Origin of the sequence: Pseudomonas fluorescens (genome assembly GCF_902497625.1) — a bacterium.
In the GTDB taxonomy this organism is placed as follows: domain Bacteria; phylum Pseudomonadota; class Gammaproteobacteria; order Pseudomonadales; family Pseudomonadaceae; genus Aquipseudomonas; species Aquipseudomonas fluorescens_BQ.
The window spans coordinates 30,852-49,970 of sequence record NZ_CABVGX010000014.1; the positions used below are offsets into that span (position 1 = coordinate 30,852).

General features: G+C 58.2%; 15 protein-coding genes. 8 read left to right on the top strand and 7 right to left on the bottom strand.

Features of this window, described 5'->3' with window-relative positions:
• Positions 1 to 381 precede the first annotated feature (381 nt).
• From F8N12_RS10855 to F8N12_RS10885, 7 genes are all read right to left on the bottom strand, one after another.
• Positions 382 to 891 (bottom strand): disulfide bond formation protein B, encoded by a 510-nt coding sequence (locus F8N12_RS10855; protein ID WP_150580429.1) that lies wholly within the window; start codon positions 889 to 891, stop codon positions 382 to 384.
• A gap of 362 nt (positions 892 to 1,253) precedes the next feature.
• Positions 1,254 to 2,030 carry an ABC transporter substrate-binding protein gene (locus tag F8N12_RS10860; RefSeq protein ID WP_150580430.1) on the bottom strand — a complete coding sequence of 259 codons (777 nt, stop codon included), beginning with the start codon at positions 2,028 to 2,030 and terminating at the stop codon, positions 1,254 to 1,256.
• A 310-nt stretch (positions 2,031 to 2,340) separates the two neighbouring features.
• Positions 2,341 to 2,793, bottom strand: coding sequence for a molybdopterin synthase catalytic subunit MoaE (gene moaE, locus F8N12_RS10865; protein ID WP_150580431.1), 453 nt, complete (start codon positions 2,791 to 2,793; stop codon positions 2,341 to 2,343).
• 3 nt (positions 2,794 to 2,796) lie between these two features.
• Positions 2,797 to 3,039, bottom strand: coding sequence for a molybdopterin converting factor subunit 1 (moaD, locus tag F8N12_RS10870; RefSeq protein WP_150580432.1), 243 nt, complete (start codon positions 3,037 to 3,039; stop codon positions 2,797 to 2,799).
• The gene (moaC, locus tag F8N12_RS10875; protein ID WP_059406245.1) at positions 3,036 to 3,509 is read right to left on the bottom strand and encodes a cyclic pyranopterin monophosphate synthase MoaC; all 474 of its coding nucleotides are present in this window, start codon (positions 3,507 to 3,509) and stop codon (positions 3,036 to 3,038) included. The genes moaD and moaC overlap by 4 nt, the downstream gene beginning before the upstream one ends.
• A 242-nt stretch (positions 3,510 to 3,751) precedes the next feature.
• Positions 3,752 to 5,146, bottom strand: a complete 1,395-nt coding sequence (locus tag F8N12_RS10880) for a PhoH family protein (RefSeq protein WP_150580433.1) — start codon at positions 5,144 to 5,146, stop codon at positions 3,752 to 3,754.
• A 336-nt stretch (positions 5,147 to 5,482) separates the two neighbouring features.
• On the bottom strand, positions 5,483 to 6,607 hold the full coding sequence (locus F8N12_RS10885; protein ID WP_150580434.1) for a polysaccharide deacetylase family protein: 1,125 nt from the start codon (positions 6,605 to 6,607) through the stop codon (positions 5,483 to 5,485).
• Positions 6,608 to 7,235: 628 nt separating this feature from the next.
• On the opposite strand from F8N12_RS10885, the gene yaaA reads away from it, so the two are divergent.
• The 8 genes from yaaA to F8N12_RS10930 all read left to right on the top strand — a co-directional run bounded on the left by yaaA (position 7,236) and on the right by F8N12_RS10930 (position 19,116).
• Positions 7,236 to 8,015: a peroxide stress protein YaaA gene (gene yaaA / locus F8N12_RS10895; RefSeq protein ID WP_150580436.1), complete on the top strand. Its 780-nt coding sequence runs from the start codon at positions 7,236 to 7,238 to the stop codon at positions 8,013 to 8,015.
• A gap of 823 nt (positions 8,016 to 8,838) precedes the next feature.
• Positions 8,839 to 10,155 (top strand): nucleotide sugar dehydrogenase, encoded by a 1,317-nt coding sequence (locus tag F8N12_RS10900; protein ID WP_150580437.1) that lies wholly within the window; start codon positions 8,839 to 8,841, stop codon positions 10,153 to 10,155.
• A 103-nt stretch (positions 10,156 to 10,258) separates the two neighbouring features.
• Entirely contained in the window at positions 10,259 to 11,740 is a 1,482-nt protein-coding gene (gene alg8 / locus F8N12_RS10905; RefSeq protein ID WP_412072141.1) for a mannuronan synthase, read from the top strand.
• 36 nt (positions 11,741 to 11,776) lie between these two features.
• Positions 11,777 to 12,946: an alginate biosynthesis protein Alg44 gene (locus F8N12_RS10910; RefSeq protein WP_150580439.1), complete on the top strand. Its 1,170-nt coding sequence runs from the start codon at positions 11,777 to 11,779 to the stop codon at positions 12,944 to 12,946.
• Between the two features lie 15 nt (positions 12,947 to 12,961).
• Positions 12,962 to 14,464 carry an alginate biosynthesis TPR repeat lipoprotein AlgK gene (algK, locus tag F8N12_RS10915; RefSeq protein ID WP_150580440.1) on the top strand — a complete coding sequence of 501 codons (1,503 nt, stop codon included), beginning with the start codon at positions 12,962 to 12,964 and terminating at the stop codon, positions 14,462 to 14,464.
• Between the two features lie 137 nt (positions 14,465 to 14,601).
• Entirely contained in the window at positions 14,602 to 16,059 is a 1,458-nt protein-coding gene (locus F8N12_RS10920) for an alginate export family protein (protein WP_150580500.1), read from the top strand.
• A 26-nt stretch (positions 16,060 to 16,085) separates the two neighbouring features.
• Complete coding sequence (algG, locus tag F8N12_RS10925) at positions 16,086 to 17,657, top strand: mannuronan 5-epimerase AlgG (protein WP_150580441.1); 1,572 nt, start codon at positions 16,086 to 16,088, stop codon at positions 17,655 to 17,657.
• Positions 17,658 to 17,667: 10 nt separating this feature from the next.
• Complete coding sequence (locus tag F8N12_RS10930) at positions 17,668 to 19,116, top strand: alginate O-acetyltransferase (RefSeq protein ID WP_150580442.1); 1,449 nt, start codon at positions 17,668 to 17,670, stop codon at positions 19,114 to 19,116.
• Positions 19,117 to 19,119: the final 3 nt, after the last annotated feature.

The following is a 19,119-nucleotide window of genomic DNA, read 5'->3' on the forward strand; positions in this document are numbered from 1 at the left end:
CGCCTCACTCGGTGGGTGTATCGCCCACAATTCAGACAGCTTCCAAGGCTCTGCAGCATCCTTTGACACCGCCGCAGCCCCCATCTCACAAGGGCTCTGGCAATTTGCCAAAGGCTGTTAAAAGTGCCTGCTCAGGATTGTTACGTTTGTAATCGCATGCCCCGCAAACGGTCGGATTCTATTGCTGCGCTTTAAGGAATTCGAACGTTCGTCGCCCCTGCCAAGCGCGTCTCTGTGACAACATGTCGCACATGTGCCGCACCCTCGATTGCCATACATCACGAACTTTTTACCTGAGCTCTGAAACGCACAACGCCCCGGTGCTCTCAACGAAGACCGGGGCGTTTCGGGTACTGATGCGCTGATTTTTGGCGACTGACCTCAGCGCTCTGCTTTGCGGTTGCGCGAGGTGAGCAACGGGACCAGCACGACAACCAGCACGAAGGCTACAAGCGCCCACTGGGCCAGCGACAGACCGAGGAGCGGCGGGTATGGCGTGGAGCAGAAACCATCTACCTGGAAACCGAGCGGGAAGACTTTCGCCAACGGCAAGCCGTCGACAATGGGTTGCAACACATCGACGCCGCAGCTAACCGCTGGGTAGAACTGCGTGTAGACGTGATGACCAGCGACCGCAGCGCCGGCAATTGCGCAAATCACCACCAGGGTTTCCAGCACGGTAATGCTGCGGCGGGTGCGCATCGCCGCGCCAACGAAGGCGAAGATCGCGATCAGCAACAGCGCGTAGCGTTGCAGAATGCACAGCGGGCAAGGCGCCTCACCCAACACTACTTGCATGTACAGCGCGCCGCCGATCAGCGCCAGGCAGATGATGCCCAACAGCACCAGGTAACGCCGTTCACGGCCCAACCGCATCGTATCTTCGCTCATTGCGTTTCCCTTCTGAATTTCGAATGCCCGCAAGTCTACACGCTGGCCCGATGGTTTGAGAGCCTGGCGCCTGCCAATGCGGTTTCGGGAAATTAACGCCAGAGCGGTTAAGAAGGGATTAAATTGGGCTATTTCCAGAGATTTGCATGATCACATGATCGAATCGCCAGCAGGCTGGCTCCCACAAATGAACGCAGTCCAAGGCGAGAGCAAGCTTGCTCGCGATGAGGCCGGCACAGCCAGCATCAATGCTGCCTGACCCGCCGCCTGGCGGAGCCAGCCTGCTGATGCATTGCTGAGTGGAGACTCACACTCTGGAATGCACTTACCTGTGGGAGCCAGCCTGCTGGCGATGCGGCTGCTCAGTCGCCGTAGATATCCGACTTGAAGTATTTCTCGGAAATCTTCTGATATTCACCACTGGCACGAATACCGTCGATAGCCATGTTCAGCTTGCTGACCAGCTCGGCATTGCCTTTGCGCACAGCAATACCGGCGCCCTCGCCCACATATTTCGGGTCTCTGAGCTCCGGCCCGACGAAGGCATAGCCTTTGCCACGTGGCATGGACAGAAAGTCATTCAACGGAATGGTGTCGGCAAAAATTGCATCGAGGCGCCCGGATGCCAGATCCATGTAGATTTCTTCGTTATTGCTGTAACGCTTGACGGTCACGCCTTTGGGTTCGAACACCTCAGTGGCGAAGCGGTCAGTGGTGGTGGCACGCTGCACGCCGACGCTCTTGCCCTTGAGGCTGGCGTACTGATCATCAACGGTCGCGCCCTCCTTCATGACCAGACGCGACGAAGTGAAGTAGTACTTGTGCGAGAAATCGACCGATTTCTTGCGGTCTTCGTTGATGGTCATGGATGACAGCGCCATGTCGATCTTCTTCACTTTCAGCGAAGGAATCAGGCCGTCGAACTCACCTTCGACCCACACACACTGCACCTTCATTTGCGCGCACAGCGCATTGCCGATTTCATAGTCGAAGCCGACGATTTCGCCCTTGTCGGTTTTTGACGCGAATGGCGGGTAAGCGGCTTCGATACCGATGCGCAGTGGTTTTTCGGCAGCGAACAGGCTGGAGCACGCCAGCAGGCTGAGGGCCAGACCGGTGAAGAGGGGGAGTTTCTTCATATTCGTTCTCTCGCGGGTTGTTGTTGGTTTGGCAAGATGGAAGAAGAGCTGAAGTGGGGGGGCTTGTACATTTAAATCCATTCTGGACTTTTATGTATAAGGCGTCAATTTCAGCGAGGAATATGTGCCGACCGATGGTCAGGTGGTGAACCATTAAGGTGTGGGCTAAAGCTAATGGCCCCTTCGCGAGCAGGCTCGCTCCTACAAGGGATCCAAGTCGTACGCAGATGTTGACTTCATGGAGATCAACTATGGGAGCGAGCCTGCTCGCGATGGGGTCAGACCTGTCGACAACAAAGCAGCAGGTTGATTACTGCTTCCAGCGATCCGCCGCCGCATGATCACTGTCGCGACCTTCCACCCAACGCGGCCCGTCGCTGGTGTTTTCCTTCTTCCAGAACGGCGCGCGGGTTTTCAGGTAGTCCATGACAAATGCGCAGGCGTCGAACGCGGCCTGGCGGTGGGCACTGGCAGCGCCGACGAAGACGATAGGCTCACCTGGCTCAAGCGCGCCGATGCGATGCAGCACTTCAAGTTTGAGCAGCGGCCAGCGCTGTTCGGCCTCGGCTGTAATTTTGCCCAAGGCCTTTTCAGTCATGCCCGGGTAATGCTCAAGAAACATCCCGGCGACATCGAGGCCGTCATTGAAGTCGCGCACATAGCCGACAAAACTCACCACCGCGCCGACGCCGACATTGGCAGCGTGCATGGCGTTGAGTTCAGCACCGGGATCGAACGCCGTGGATTGCACCCGAATGGCCATAACTCAGCCCCCGGTCACGGTCGGGAAAAACGCCACTTCATCACCTTCGCTTACCGGCTCGTCCAGTTGGCAGAGGTCTTCGTTGCGCGCGCACATCAGGTTCTGCTCAGTGAGCACCACCGCGCCGTCACGCCTGGCAAGCAGCTCACGCACATCCTCGAGCGTGGCGAAATCTCCCGAGACCTCCATCGAGTCAACGCCCATCGCCTCACGATATCGGGCAAAAAACTTCACGGTAATGTTCATGGTTGATCCGCCTGAAAATGCCCGCTCTTGCCGCCGAGTTTTTCCAGCAGGCGTACGCTTTCAATGGTCATGCCACGGTCGACCGCTTTGCACATGTCATAAATCGTCAGAGCGGCAACGCTGGCGGCGGTCAGGGCTTCCATCTCGACGCCGGTCTGCCCGGACAACTTGCAACGCGCGACAATGCGCACGGTGTCGTCACCTTCGGCGCTCAGTTCGACTTTCACGCCCGTCAGCATCAACGGATGGCACAGCGGAATCAGGTCACTGGTTTTCTTCGCCGCCTGAATGCCGGCAATCCGCGCGACGGCGAACACATCGCCCTTAGGGTGACCGCCGCTGACGATCATCTGCAGGGTTTCGGGCAACATGCGCACCAGCGCCTGGGCGGTCGCCTCACGGAAGGTCACGGCTTTTTCAGTGACGTCGACCATGTTGGCGCGACCTTGGGAATCGAGATGAGTCAGCACAGGGTTACTCCTGATCAGGAGTGACGATTGTAAACCTGCGAGTCAATTTTTCACACGCTTGATTATCCGAGCGCAGCAGATCCCCTGTGGGAGCCAGCCTGGTGGCGATTGCAGAGTATCAGTCGCCATAAATAGTGGCTGACGCTACGCTTCGCCAGCAGGCTGGCTCCCACAGCAGATTTGTGTTGAACACAAAAAAACCGGGCGACCTGTGAAGGCCGCGCGGTTTTTCGCTGAAGCGATTACAAATGCGATTCGGCGTACTCAGCCAGAATCGAGCGAGGCACCCCTTGCAGGGTGATGTGCACACCGTTGGGAAAATCCTTGAAGCGTTCGGTCAGGTAGGTCAGCCCGGAGCTGGTCGCGGACAGGTAAGGGGTGTCGATCTGTGCCAGGTTGCCCAGGCACACCACTTTAGAACCGGCACCGGCCCGAGTGATGATGGTTTTCATCTGGTGGGGCGTGAGGTTCTGACATTCGTCGATCAGGATCAGGCTCTGCTGGAAGCTGCGACCGCGAATGTAATTGAGCGATTTGAACTGCAAGGGCACTTTGCTGAGGATGTAATCGACGCTGCCATGGGTGTTTTCGTCGTCCATGTGCAAGGCTTCGAGGTTGTCGGTGATGGCGCCCAGCCAAGGCTCCATTTTTTCCGCTTCGGTACCGGGCAGGAAGCCGATTTCCTGATCCAGGCCCTGCACACTGCGGGTGGCGATAATGCGGCGATAACGCTTGCTGACCATGGTCTGCTCGATTGCAGCGGCCAGGGCCAGAATGGTTTTCCCGGAACCGGCCGCACCGGTCAGGTTGACCAGGTGAATGTCCGGGTCCAGCAGCGCATACAACGCCAGGCTTTGATAGATGTCGCGCGGTTTCAAGCCCCAGGCTTCCTGGTGCAACAGGGGTTCCTGATGAAGGTCGAGTATCAGCAACCGGTCTTCTTCGATTTCCTTGATCCAGCCGACAAAGCCCTGTTCGTCGATGATGAACTCGTTGATGTGCACTGCCGGCAGGTTGTCGGTCAATTGCACCTGATGCCAGGTGCGGCCATGATCCTGACGGGTTTCGACATTTTTCACGCGGTCCCAGAAGGAACCGTCCATGTTGTGGTAACCGTTGGGCAGCAGCGACACGTCGTCGACCAACTGGTCGGTGCTGTAATCCTCGGCCGCGATTCCGCAGGCGCGGGCCTTGAGGCGCATGTTGATGTCTTTGGTGACCAGCACCACGGGCAGTTTGGGCTCGCGGGCATGCAGGTCGATCAACTGGTTGATGATGATGTTGTCGTTCAGGTGTTCGGGCAGGATAATAGTGGGCTCGACCCGTTTGCTCATCAGAATTGACAGCAAACCCTTCGGCGCCCCTTTGCCACGCCTGATCGGCACACCAAGCTCGACGTCTTCAGGGCTGGCATCGCCCAGGGTTTTGTCGATCAGGCGAATCGCCTGACGACATTCCGCAGCCACGCTGTGATGCCCGCTTTTGAGCTTGTCCAGCTCTTCCAGCACGGTCATCGGGATGGCGACGTGGTGTTCTTCGAAGTTAAGAAGGGCGTTTGGATCGTGAATCAATACGTTGGTATCGAGTACATAAAGGATTGGCTGGTTGGAGGAAGAACTACGTCCGTGATCATCCATACTCGGTCACCTTTGTGGGAGCCATTAGACGCAATACCTGAGCGGTGCTGCGCCTCGAAGTGACTACCGAATTCACCTGCAAGGGATCAAGTGAACTGCACACACAAACTGGGTCTTGGGAGACGCCACCTGTGTTGCAGGTTTCGGCGGTCTACCTTCGTAATACTCCAAAACGTGTGACAGGAAAAAGCACTTTGACGCTTTTTTGAAGTTTATTTTTCAGAGTGACCAATAACACTTGGCGCTGGGCCACTACCCCGCTAAAGTCAAAAGTCCGCCAGCATCAAATTCTGCTCGAAAACTGCTTTTGCCCAGTGTTCACGGGTTTTTTCAGACTCAACGAAACGCCTCCTGACAATCCTCCCAGCCGATTCCGCTGTGCGCCGTTCGGGTCATCAGCCAGGGCAATGCTGTCTTCACGCCGTCCTGCTTCACATTGAAATTGATCACCCCGTGACGCCACAGCAGCATCAGGGTCAGGACGCGTTGCGCGCTCTGCTCGGCCTTGAGTTTGCCGGCGCCGTCCTGAGCATCAATGTCCCACAATGCAACCTGCAAACCCTGCGCGTTGAAGAAGCCTTCAGCGTCCGCGCGACGTTGACCATCGGGAGGACGGAACAGCGGCACGAAGTTCTCCGGCAATTTGCTTTTGACCAGCTCGACACTGCGCCGCACCGAATCCTGCCAATCCTGCCAGTGGCTGTGGGAGCGAAACTCCCAGCCCTGAACGCCGATGCATTGGGTTGAATACAGTGCTTGCAGACTGGCCAGTGAATCCTGGGTCAGACGCGCCTGAATGTCTTTGCCGAGGACGAAGAAGGTGCCATTCATGTTGGTCTTGCGCAGGTAATCCGCGACCCACGCGGTATGGTCCGGGGCGGCATTGGCGGCGCTGTCGAAGGTCAGCAGAAACAAGCGGTCATGCATCGTCTCGCCATTGCGCTCGTATTCGCCAAAACGATCGACTTCGCTGCTGGTCTGCGGGAACAGCGCGGCTTTGCGTAGCTGTTCGTCCAGGTACTGGACGTGGAACACGCGACCAGGCTCGGCCCACTTGATGTAGTAGCTGTCATCACTGATGTGAAACTTGGCGGCTTGCTGACGCAGGGTGTCCAGGTCCTCGACCAGAAAACAGAACGAGGCATCCTGATCGCAGCTCTGTTGGGCGAAGTTGTAATTGTTCAACAGACGCTGCCACATGCGCTGACGCAGGCGGTTGATCGAATCGACGTTGACCGTTCGCAGGTTCAGGCGCTGGGCCAGGCTGGCTTCATCCAGTGATTCGGTGGCCAATAGAATGCGCGCGAACATGAGGATCTCCGCCCGCGACGCCACGTCGAAGAGCGTCGGGCTGCTCAGTTGTTCCGGCCAGGTGCTGCGATCAAGCGTCGCCGCCGTGCCCGGTGCCGCCAGGGCAGCGACGCTCAGGAGCCACGCCGAGATGAAAAGAACGATACGCAATGGGATGTCTCCATAACAAAACCCGCGCGGCACTATAGCTGATCGCGTTCGGTGGTGAGGGAGCGTTGTGTGGTCAGGGAGCGTTGTGTGGTCAGGGGGCTTGCTGTGGTCAGGGGGCTTGCTGTGGTCAGGGTGCCTTCTGTGATATGAGGGCTTTATGTGGTCTGTGTGCTTTCCGTGATAAGAGCCTTTCTGTGGTCAGGGAGCTTTCTGTGATAAGAGCCTTTCAGTGGTCAGGGGGCTTTCTGTGATGAGAGCCTTTCTGTGGTGAGGGGGCTTTCTGTGATGAGAGCCTTTCTGTGGTCAGGGAGCTTTCTGTGGCGAGGGGGCTTGCCCCCGTTGGGTTGCGAAGCAGCCCCAAGCTTTGCGACCGCTTCGCGCTCGAACGGGGGCAAGCCCCCTCACCACAACGAGCACCACAGCAAGCCCCCTCACCACAACGAGCACCACAGCAAGCCCCCTCACCACAACGAGCCCCACCACCAAAGCAAGCCCCCTCACCACAGCAAGCCCCCCTCGCCACAGGGATCTGCTTTTTACCGAGCCACCGATCACCTATGGCCTTGATAGCTGGAGTCAACACGGACAACCCCCTAGAATCGCACCCACGATTAAAGGAGACGACTTCATGCTGATGGTGATTTCCCCCGCCAAGACCCTCGATTACGAAACACCGCCGGCGACCCAGCGTTTCACTCAGCCGCAATACCTCGACCATTCCCAAGAGCTGATTCAGCAATTGCGCGAGTTGAGCCCGGCGCAGATCAGCGAGCTGATGCACGTCTCCGACAAGATCGGCGGCCTCAACGCCGCACGTTTCGGTAGCTGGACTCCCGCCTTCACCCCGGAAAATGCCAAGCAGGCGTTGCTCGCCTTTAAAGGCGATGTCTACACCGGACTGAATGCGCAGACCTTTAGCGAAGCCGACTTCGATTACGCCCAGCAACACTTGCGCATGCTCTCCGGCCTGTATGGCCTGTTGCGCCCGCTCGACCTGATGCAACCCTATCGGCTGGAAATGGGCACCAAACTGTCCAACGCCCGCGGCAAGGATCTGTATGCCTTCTGGGGCACGCAAATCAGCGAATGGCTGAACGAAGCGCTGGCCGAGCAAGGTGATGACGTGTTGCTCAACCTGGCGTCCAATGAGTATTTCTCGGCCGTTAAACGCAGCGCCTTGAAGGCACGCATTATCAACACCGAGTTCAAAGACCTGAAAAACGGCCAGTACAAGATCATCAGCTTCTATGCGAAAAAGGCACGCGGCCTGATGAGCCGTTTTGTCATCGAACAACGCATTAAAGATCCTGCCGCCCTCAAGCAGTTTGACGCTCAGGGTTATCGATACAGCAGCGAACTGTCTAAACCGGACACTCTGGTGTTTTTGCGCGATCACGCACCGGAATAATGCACCTGGTTGGCGCGCGACCTTTATAGCTGTCGCGCGCCGCGTTTGATCGTCGAACAATTCCCCGCATGATAAGACGTGATGTTGACGTCAGAAAACCATCGATCATTTTTCTAACTTTAGTTTCACTCGACGCTGATCATTTTTTTCAGTAGTGGCACTGAAAATATTTCTCAGTAGTGGCACAAAAATATCTCACCCGTTTATCACCCCGTGTATCAAGGGTGAAACAGGCGGTGCCATCAAAATGAGAGCAGTGCCATCTTTTTCAATATTTCAAGAAATTTCAGAAATCGCGATGGGCGGCCAGGAACTTCATTCAAATGCGTTGCTCATACCACCGGTGACGATTATCTCTGAACATGTACGAGATAACTTACGCAGACAAGAGATGGATGTAGCAAAGTTGTCACACTAACTTGAGCTAACTAATCGCTTATTTGGGCAACACCGAAAGGACAGGGGCCGACGCATCATCACGCACCCCTACACGGCCACGGCTGCGCCCTCTATAAACGTGCTCGCCTGAGCACATAACCGCTTGATTTACAGGCTTTCAGCCTGGAGTCGAGCGCGCAAGACGATTGCACATTAGTTCTCTGAAAAAGAGGCTCGGCTGCAAAACAGGGCAAGTCATAACAATAAGGCCTGGTTGCGCACACCTTGAGTGCACTTATTTAGACACTCGGAATTTAGTATGCCTGCATTTGGCATAGTGGCGCCTGCTCGCCCCACTTACGAATGCACTAATGACCGCTGAACACCCCAACTCGGGCCATCCAATGGCTTGTAGAACAGTTTCGATTAACGAGAGGTAAATGCGATGCGCATCAGCATATTTGGTTTGGGTTACGTTGGCGCAGTGTGTGCCGGTTGCCTGTCTGCACGTGGCCATGACGTCGTTGGCGTCGATGTCGCTAAAGACAAGATCGATATGATCAACTCTGGCAAATCTCCCATTGTTGAACCGGGCCTGGGTGAACTTCTGGCCAAGGGTATCGAGACCGGCAAACTGCGCGGTACGACCAACTTCGCCGAAGCGATTCGCGACACCGACGTGTCGATGATCTGCGTGGGTACGCCGAGCAAAAAGAACGGCGATCTGGAACTGAACTACATCGAGGCCGTGTGCCGCGAGATCGGTTTTGTACTGCGTGACAAGACCACCCGCCACACCATCGTGGTTCGCAGCACCGTATTGCCGGGCACCGTCGCCAACGTTGTCATCCCGATTCTGGAAGACTGCTCGGGCAAGAAAGCCGGCGTTGATTTCGGCGTAGCCGTCAACCCTGAATTCCTGCGTGAAAGCACCGCGATTGCTGACTACGATCATCCGCCGATGACCGTGATCGGCGAGTTCGACACTGCATCCGGTGACGTTCTGCAAGCGCTGTACGAAGAGCTCGACGCACCAGTCATCCGCAAGGACATCGCTGTTGCCGAAATGATCAAGTACACCTGCAACGTATGGCACGCCACCAAGGTGACCTTCGCCAACGAAATCGGCAACATCGCCAAAGCTTGCGGCGTCGATGGTCGCGAAGTGATGGAAGTGGTTTGCCAGGACAAGCAACTGAACCTGTCGCAATACTACATGCGCCCTGGTTTCGCCTTCGGCGGTTCCTGCCTGCCGAAAGACGTCCGTGCGTTGACCTACCGCGCCGGCGCGCTGGACGTGGAATCGCCGCTGCTGAACTCGCTGATGCGCAGCAACGAATCCCAGGTGCAGAACGCGTTCGACATCGTTTCCAGCCACGACAAGCGCAAAGTTGCCCTGCTGGGTCTGAGCTTCAAGGCCGGCACCGATGACCTGCGTGAAAGCCCGCTGGTTGATCTGGCAGAAATGCTGATCGGCAAAGGCTACGACCTGAGCATCTACGACGCCAACGTTGAATACGCCCGCGTTCACGGTGCGAACAAGGATTACATCGAGTCGAAGATCCCTCACGTCTCGTCCTTGCTCAACTCCGATTTCGACGCCGTGATCAACAACTCCGACGTGATCATCCTCGGCAACCGTGACGAGAAATTCCGCGCCCTGGCGCAGCAAGCTCCGCACGGCAAGCAAGTGATCGACCTGGTCGGCTTCATGGCCAAAGCCACCGACACCACGACGCGCACCGAAGGGATTTGCTGGTAAGGCAGCCGCAAGCTTCAAGCTCCAAGCCACAAGTTCAAAAGCGCCTCGCCTCAGGCTTGTCGCTTGGAGCTTGGGGCTTGCAACTGACTTTAGGATGTTAATTATGCACAGGCTAAAGCACGGCCTACTTCAGGCCGCCGGTTGGCTGTTTTACCTGATTTTGTTAATGGGCCTCGCCATGGCGTTGCCGACGTCCACGTTCGACTCCGAGTCGAAGGACTTTATTTTTCTGATCGGTATCGTCGGTATCTGGCGCTACTCGATGGGTGCCACGCACTTTTTGCGCGGCATGCTGTTTCTGTATGTGGTCTACCCGCACCTGCGGCGCAAAGTGCGCAAGCTGGGTAAAGCGGCAGACCCGTCGCACGTGTTCCTGATGGTCACCAGTTTCCGCATCGACGCCCTGACCACCGCACAGGTGTACAGCTCGGTGATTCGTGAAGCGATCGACTGCGGCCTGCCGACCACGGTGGTGTGCTCGATCGTGGAAATGTCCGATGAGCTTTTGGTGAAAAGCCTGTGGTCGCGGATGAATCCACCAGAGCGCGTCAAACTCGACTTCGTGCGCATTCCCGGTACCGGCAAACGTGATGGCCTTGCCTACGGCTTCCGCGCAATCTCGCGGCACATGCCGGACGACCGCGCCGTCGTGGCAGTGGTCGACGGCGACACCGTGCTCGCTGAAGGCGTCGTGCTCAAGACCGTGCCGTGGTTCCAGATGTTCGGCAACGTCGGCGGCCTGACCACCAACGAGTTCTGTGAAGTGCGCGGCGGCTACATCATGAGCGAGTGGCACAAACTGCGCTTCGCCCAGCGCCACATCAACATGTGCTCGATGGCCTTGTCCAAACGCGTCCTGACCATGACCGGCCGCATGTCGGTATTCCGCGCCACCGTGGTGACCAACCCGGACTTCATCGCCGACGTTGAAAGCGACTCGCTGCAACACTGGCGACTGGGCCGCTTCAAATTTCTGACCGGTGACGACAAGTCGAGCTGGTTCAGCCTGATGCGCCTGGGCTACGACACGTTTTACGTGCCCGACGCGGCGATCCACACCGTGGAACACCCGCCGGAAAAAAGCTTCATCAAGGCCAGCCGCAAACTGATGTTCCGCTGGTACGGCAACAACCTGCGCCAGAACGCACGTGCGTTGGGTCTGGGCGTTAAACGCCTGGGCATGTTCACCTCGGTAGTGCTGTTCGATCAGCGCGTTTCGATGTGGACCTCGCTGCTGGGCCTGACCGTGGCCATCATCGCCACCTTCAAGTACGGCACCGCGTTCATCCTCGTGTACCTGCTGTGGATCGGCATCACCCGTTTGATCCTGACCCTGTTGCTGGCGTGCTCCGGGCACACGATCGGCCCGGCCTACCCGGTCATTCTCTATTACAACCAGATCGTCGGCGCGTTGGTGAAGATCTACGTGTTCTTCCGCCTCGACCAACAATCCTGGACTCGCCAGCCCACAACCCTGACCCGTGATCTCGCCAGCTTTCAACGTTGGTTCAACACCTGGTCGTCTCGGACCATGACCTTCTCCGCCGGCAGCATTTTTGTTGCCGTGTTGCTGATGATGGTCTGACCGCCCCCTTATTGAATTAACAAGGAAATTGCCCCTATGAATACCGCCGTCAACGCCAACGTAGTGCACGAATCAGAAGCCCAGCGCCAACACGCCCGCGTGAAAATCCCGGCCAAACTGCGTTTCTTCGGTCCAGACAGGACGCCGCTTGAAGCCAAGGTGCTCGACCTTTCCGCCGGTGGCCTGGCGTTCAACGCGGGGCAGCTGCCGCTGAAAGTGGGCGATGTGCACAAGGCGCGTCTGCAATTTGTGATCGATAACCTGGGCCTGGCCATGGACGTCGAATTGCAGGTTCGCTCCATTGACCGCCCGACCGGTCGCGTCGGTTGCCAGTTCCAGAACCTGGAGCCGCAGGACATTTCGACCCTGCGTCACCTGATCACTTCGCACCTGGCCGGCGACGTCGTCAGCGTCGGTGAAGTGCTGGCGACCCTGCAGCGCGACAACTTCACCAAGGCCCGCAAGATCAAGGATGGCGGCCACGGCATGAGCGCATTCGGTCGACTGCGTGCAGTGACGTTCAGCCTGGCGATTTTCCTGGTCGGTCTGGCGGCGTTCGGTTTCATTTTCAAATCTGTGTATGGCATGTACTTCGTCAGTCACGCCCAGGCCGGTCTGGTCAGCGTGCCGGGCATGAACATCACCATGCCGCGCGACGGCACTGTGCAAAGCCTGGTGCAGGCCGATGGCCTCGCCGCCAAGGGCGCGCCGCTGGCAACCTTCAGCACCAGCATGCTCGACGTACTCAAAGGTCATCTGGCAGAAGATCAGCTGCAACCGGCCAAGGTTGAAGAGCTGTTCGGCAAGCAAATGACCGGCACCCTGACCTCGCCGTGCGATTGCACCGTGGCTCAGCAAATGGTCGCCGACGGTCAGTACGCCAGCAAGGGTGACGTGATCTTCCAACTGGTGCCGCGCAACAGCGAAGCCAATGTAGAAGCACGCTTCTCCTATCGCCAGTTCGCCGACGTCCGTCCGGGCACTCAGGTCAGCTTCCAGATCGCCGGCGAAGACAACATTCGCACCGGCAAGATCGTCAGCAGCACCAGCCTGAAAAGCGCCGACCTGTCCTCCGATATCCGTGTCCTCATCCAGCCGGACGAGCCACTGGACAGCAAGTTCGCCGGTCGCCCGGTTGAAGTGAACAGCGATCGTGGCCCGAACCTGAACTGGCTGATCGACAAAGCCATGGCTTCCGGTCTTTAAGTCGAGGACATGCCCGTGACGATTCCACTTATCCTCAGAACACCGCAATCCCTGTGGGAGCGAGCCTGCTCGCGAATGGGTCCACGCGGTCTGTCTGATGCACCGAGCCGCTGCCTTCGCGAGCAGGCTCGCTCCCACAAAGGCGCGTTGTGTGCGGTTGCTCTGGCTGTCAGCCTGGCCGGTTGCGCCGGTCTGCCCGACCAGCGCCTGGCCAACGAAGCCCTCAAGCGCGGCGACACCGCGCTGGCGGCACAGAATTACCAGCAGTTGGCCGACCTCGGTTACAGCGAGGCCCAGGTGGGCCTGGCCGATATCCAGGTCGACAGCCGTGACCCGGCGCAAATGAAGCAGGCCGAGGCGACTTATCGCGCAGCGGCCAGCGTTTCGCCGCGGGCTCAGGCGCGTCTGGGTCGTCTGCTGGTGGCCAAGCCCGGCTCCACCGAAGCCGAACAGCACGAAGCCGAAGGCCTGTTGAAGAAAGCCTCGGCCGCCGGCGAAGGCAACACGCTGATCCCGTTGGCGATGCTGTACCTGCAATACCCGCACAGTTTCCCCAACGTCAACGCACAACAGCAGATCAGCCAATGGCGCGCCGAAGGCAAGCCGGAAGCGGGCCTGGCCCAAGTGCTGCTCTATCGTACCCAAGGCACGTACGACCAGCACCTGGACGAAGTGGAAACCATCTGCAAGGCCGCGTTGAACAGCACCGATATCTGCTACGTCGAACTGGCCACGGTTTACCAGAAACAGGACAAACCGGAGCTGCAAGCCGAGCTGATCAAACAGATGCAGGCTGGCCACAGCCGCGGCACGGTCTCGGCACAACGGGTCGATAGCGTCGCCCGCGTGCTCGGCGATGCAACCCTGGGCAAGACCGACGAAAAAACCGCGCAGTCGCTGCTCGAAGAAATCGCCCCGGGCTACCCCGCTTCGTGGGTCAGCCTCGCGCAATTGCTGTACGACTTCCCGGAACTCGGTGACGTCGACACCATGATGAAGTACCTCGACAACGGCCGTGCCGCGGATCAGTCGCGCGCCGAACTGTTGCTGGGCAAGCTCTACTACGAAGGCAAAATGGTCCCGGCTGACGCCAAGCAAGCCGAAGCTCATTTCCAGAAAGCCGTTGGCCGTGAAGTCGCCGCCGATTACTACCTCGGCCAGATCTACCGCCGTGGTTACCTCGGCCAGGTCTATTCGCAGAAGGCGCTGGATCACTTGCTGACCGCTGCGCGCAACGGCCAGAACAGTGCCGACTTCGCCATCGCCCAGCTGTTTTCCCAAGGTAAAGGCACCAAGCCTGACCCGTTGAATGCTTACGTCTTCAGCCAATTGGCCAAGGCACAAAACACCCCGCAAGCCACTGAACTGGCGCAAACACTCGAAGCGCAACTGCCGCCCGCCCAGCTCGCCGAGGCCCAACGCCTGTTGAAACAAGAACAGGCCGTTCGCGGAGCCTCGAGCCAGAACACGCTGGAGCTGCATGCCCTGCAAGAAGAAGACGGCGAGGAATCCCTATGAATATGAATGCCCCCGTAGCAGCTGCCGAAGGCTGCGTCCGACCGCGAAGCGGTCGTCCATCAATCTCACGACTGCTTCGCAGCCGGACGCAGGCTTCGCCAGCTGCTACAAAGTTGTTCACATTGTCGAAGCTGGGGATGGCGCTGGGTTTCGTGCTGGTCTGGTCTTCGCCTACGTTTGCGGCACTGACCGAAACCAAGAACTACGGCCTTGACGTGAAAATCACCGGCCAGTCCGAAGACGATCGTGACCTGGGTACGGCCAGCGGCGGCGACGTCAGCGGTATCGGCCTGGACCTGCGTCCTTGGATCTACGGCGAAAGCGGCGCGTGGAGCGCTTACGCGATGGGTCAGGCAGTGACCTCGACCGACATCATCGAGACCGACACCCTGCAGCAGTCCGACGACGACGGCACACAGGCCACCGACAACGGTGATCGCAAGACCAAGAAAAACTATCTCGCAATGCGCGAATTCTGGGTCGGTTACAGCGGCCTCACGCCTTACCCGGGCGAGCAGCTCAAGCTCGGTCGTCAACGCTTGCGCAACGACGACGGCCAATGGCGCGACGCCAACATCGAAGCCCTGAACTGGACCTTCGACACCACCCTGTTGCGCGCTAACGTCGGCGTTGCCGAACGCTTCAGCGAATACCGTACCGACCTGAAAGAGCTCGCTCCGAAGGACAAGGACCGGATGCACGCCTACGCCGATGCGGCGTACCAGTGGACACCGGGCAACTGGGTCGGTATTCGCGGTCATCACACCCACGACGACGGCAAACTTGATTACCCGGAGCCGGGCGTCGCGGGCGATTCGCTGGACAAGAAACAGAACGGCGACATCAGCTGGCTCGGCCTGACTGCAGATAGCGATGCCTATAACTATCGCAACACCAACACCCTCAATTACTGGGGCAGCATCACCGGCATGAGCGGCGATACCGACACGGTCAACGCACTCAATGCCGATGGCTCGCGTCCGAGCGAAGCCAAGCGCGGTGAAGACCTCAACGGCTGGGCCACCGATGTCGGCGTGCGGCTGCGCCTCGATCCGCAATGGCAAGTCGGTGCAGCCTATGCCCGCGCCAGCGCCGATTACGAACAGAACGGCCTGGAAAGCAACCGCTCGAACTACACCGGTACCCGCTCGCGCGTGCACCGTTTCGGCGAAGCCTTCCGCGGCGAAATGAACAATATGCAGACGGCTACGCTGTTCGGTTCGTGGATGCTCAATGACGAATACGACGCCAGCCTGATCTACCACAAATTCTGGCGCGTCGACGGCAACAAGCCGGTCGGCAGCAACGGTATCAATGCCGTGCAGAACGACACCGACGATGTCACCGGCGCGATCCTTTCCAGTACTTCCCTGCCGCTGCAGGATGGCAACAAGGATCTGGGGCAGGAAATGGACCTGGTCGTCACCAAGTACTTCAAGCAAGGCCTGCTGCCCGCCGCATTGAGCCAGTCGATCGATGAGCCTTCGGCCCTCGTGCGCTTCCGTGGCGGCGTGTTCAAACCGGGCGATGCCTACGGTAAAGAAGTCGATTCGTACATGCACCGCGCGTTTGTCGACGTGATCTGGCGCTTCTGATGCGAACTGCGAAGGGAGTGCCCGACATGAAAAATTCGAAGCGAGGTTCGCTCACCTTGCTGGCCGGCGCGATGCTGCTGGCAAGCTCGGCCGCCTTCGCCAATGTGGAACCGGCCAAGCCTGTAACCATGGGCAAGGAACTGCAAGAGGCCAAGACCTACACCGTCACCAGCGCGCCGACTGCGCCGCTGGAGATGGCCAAGCCGACGCTGCCGGATACCTCCGGATACACCGCAGAAGCCGTCGCGGCAAAAATCGTCCGCACCAAAGCCGGCAAAGTCAGCGTGCGACGGATGATGCAGGAAAACGCCCTGAAGGATTTCATCGGCGGCGATAACAAGATGGCCGAATGGGTGGTGCGTCAGCACGGTATCCCGCAGGCGATCTTCATCGACGACGGTTACATGAACCTCAAGGACCTGGCGAAGAAGCTGCCCAAACAGTACTTCAGCGAAACTTCGCCAGGCGTTTACCTGGCCAGGTTGCCGATCGTGGTCGGCAACAAAGGCATCCTGGAAATCGACAGGCAGACGCAGGAATTGCGCCTGTCCGAGGAAGCCGGTTCGTTCCTGGTCAACGACGGTCAGCTGTTTGTGCGCGATACCAAAATCACCGGCTGGCGCGAGAAGGACAATGGCCCGGCGACCTTCCGGTCGGCGAAGGAATTCCGCCCGTTCCTGCTGTCCTGGGGCGGCACCCAGACGTACATCGCCAATAGCAAAATGGCTAACTTCGGCTACGCCAACAGCAAGTCGTACGGCGTCAGTATTTCCCAGTACACCCCCAACATGGCCAAAGTACTCAAGCGTCCAGAGCCGAGCGGCTGGATCATCGGCTCCGAGTTCTCGGACATGTATTACGGCTTTTATTGCTATGAAACCCGTGACTTCGTGGTCAAGGGTAATACCTACAAAGACAACATCATTTACGGCATCGATCCGCATGACCGTTCGCACGGTCTGATCATCGCCGACAACACCGTGCACGGTACCAAGAAGAAGCACGGGATCATTATTTCCCGTGAGGTCAACGACAGCTTCATCTTCAACAACCGCAGCTACGACAACAAGTTGTCGGGCCTGGTGATTGACCGTAACAGCGTCAACAACCTGATCGCCTATAACGAGATCTACCAGAACCACACCGACGGCATCACCCTCTACGAGAGTGCCGACAACCTGCTGTACGGCAACAAGGTGATCAGCAACCGTCGCCACGGCATCCGCATTCGTAACAGCGTCAACGTCCGCCTCTACGAAAACCTCGCCATGACCAACGGTTTGACTGGCGTATACGGTCACATCAAAGACCTCACCGACACCGATCGTGACATCAAGCTCGACCCGTTCGATGCCCAGGTCTCGTTGATCATCGTCGGCGGTGAACTGGCCGGTAACGGCAGTGGCCCGCTGTCGATCGACTCGCCGCTGAGCGTTGAGTTGTACCGCGTGTCCATGCTCGCCCCGACCAAATCCAGCGGCATCAGCTTCAACGGAATTCTTGGCGAACGCCAGAACGAGATTCTCGACCTGCTGGTGCGCCAGCAGAAAGCCGTGCTGATCGACCCTGTCGAACGCCAGACCGACCTGCAGGACTGAGGATATTTTTATGCACCCACATTTAATCAAATTACTCAGCCTGTCGGCGTTGACCGCGGGCATTCTCGCGGCCAGCACTGGCGTGCGCGCTGATGAAGTTCAGGCGCCCAAGTTCACCGCCGAGCCCTGCTGCAACCTGTGCCCTGCCGCCCATGATGCGAAGAATTACACCACGCGCTATCAGCAGAACTTCACCACGCTGGTGCAGGCTCAGGGCGACTGGCTGTTCCGTACCCAGGAAGACTTGCGCACCGAATTCGACACCACGCCGGCTGGCTACAAACGCATGAAACAGCTGCACGACGCGTTCAAGAGCAAGGGCGTCGAACTGGTAGTGGTTTACCAGCCGACCCGTGGTCTGGTGAACCGCAACAAGCTCAATCCGCAAGACAAGGCCAGCTTCGATTTCGACAAGGCACTGAAAAACTACAAAACCATGCTGGGACGTTTCGCGCAGATGGGTTATGTGGTGCCGGACCTGTCGCCGCTGACCAACGAATCGCTGCCCGATACCCTGCCCGCCCACGACTTCTACTTCCGCGGCGACCAGCACTGGACGCCGTATGGTGCGCAGCGCACGGCAAAAATCGTGGCGGAAAAGGTCAAGCAGATTCCGGCTTTCGCCGACATTCCCAAGCGTGAATTCGAGACCCACAAGTCGGGTCGCATGGGCAAGACCGGAACATTGCACAACATGGCCGGTCAACTCTGTGGCACCAGCTACGCGGTCCAGTACATGGACCAGTTCACCACTGAGCCCAAGGGCGAAGCGGGCGATGGCGATCTGTTCAGTGATTCCGGCAATCCGGAAATTACCCTGGTCGGCACCAGCCATAGTGGCAAAAACTACAATTTCGCCGGTTTCCTCCAGGAGGCCATCGGCGCCGACATCCTCAACGTGGCGTTCCCCGGCGGTGGCCTGGAAGGTTCGATGCTGCAGTACCTGGGCAGCGAAGAGTTCCAGACCAAACCACCGAAGATTCTCATCTGGGAATTCTCGCCGCTCTATCGCCTCGACCAGGAAACCATCTACCGCCAGATGATGGCCCTGCTGGACAACGGTTGTGAAGGCAAGGACGTGCAGCTGTCCAGCAACACCACGTTGAAGCCGGGCAAAAACGAATTGATGGTCAACAGCAAGAACCTGAACCTGCAGAACAGCAGCCATCAGGTTGACATCCGCTTCGCCGATCCATCGGTGAAAACCCTGCAAGCCACCCTCTGGTATATGAACGGTCGCCACGAGGACATCAAAATCGAGAAACCGGAAACCTCCGACACTGACGGACGTTTCGCCTTCGAGTTGCGCACGGACGAAGACTGGGCCTCGCAGAATCTGCTGGCCGTCGAAGTTCAAGGCCCTGAAGCAGGTGCCGCGCCACAGAAAGTCGAAGCGAAAATCTGCAAACGCAACGTATTCCCGAGCGCCGAGCAGCGTACCGCTTCGGTCGGGCAATGAGGT

Excerpts from the sequence above, each read along its gene's own strand:
- yaaA (WP_150580436.1), top strand. The coding sequence starts at position 7,236 with ATGCTGATGGTGATTTCCCCCGCCAAGACCCTCGATTACGAAACACCG.
- algG (WP_150580441.1), top strand. The coding sequence starts at position 16,086 with ATGAAAAATTCGAAGCGAGGTTCGCTCACCTTGCTGGCCGGCGCGATG.
- moaD (WP_150580432.1), bottom strand. The coding sequence starts at position 3,039 with ATGAACATTACCGTGAAGTTTTTTGCCCGATATCGTGAGGCGATGGGC.
- F8N12_RS10900 (WP_150580437.1), top strand. The coding sequence starts at position 8,839 with ATGCGCATCAGCATATTTGGTTTGGGTTACGTTGGCGCAGTGTGTGCC.
- F8N12_RS10855 (WP_150580429.1), bottom strand. The coding sequence starts at position 891 with ATGAGCGAAGATACGATGCGGTTGGGCCGTGAACGGCGTTACCTGGTG.
- F8N12_RS10880 (WP_150580433.1), bottom strand. The coding sequence starts at position 5,146 with ATGGATGATCACGGACGTAGTTCTTCCTCCAACCAGCCAATCCTTTAT.
- F8N12_RS10910 (WP_150580439.1), top strand. The coding sequence starts at position 11,777 with ATGAATACCGCCGTCAACGCCAACGTAGTGCACGAATCAGAAGCCCAG.
- F8N12_RS10930 (WP_150580442.1), top strand. The coding sequence starts at position 17,668 with ATGCACCCACATTTAATCAAATTACTCAGCCTGTCGGCGTTGACCGCG.
- alg8 (WP_412072141.1), top strand. The coding sequence starts at position 10,259 with ATGCACAGGCTAAAGCACGGCCTACTTCAGGCCGCCGGTTGGCTGTTT.
- F8N12_RS10860 (WP_150580430.1), bottom strand. The coding sequence starts at position 2,030 with ATGAAGAAACTCCCCCTCTTCACCGGTCTGGCCCTCAGCCTGCTGGCG.
- moaE (WP_150580431.1), bottom strand. The coding sequence starts at position 2,793 with ATGGCCATTCGGGTGCAATCCACGGCGTTCGATCCCGGTGCTGAACTC.
- F8N12_RS10920 (WP_150580500.1), top strand. The coding sequence starts at position 14,602 with ATGGCGCTGGGTTTCGTGCTGGTCTGGTCTTCGCCTACGTTTGCGGCA.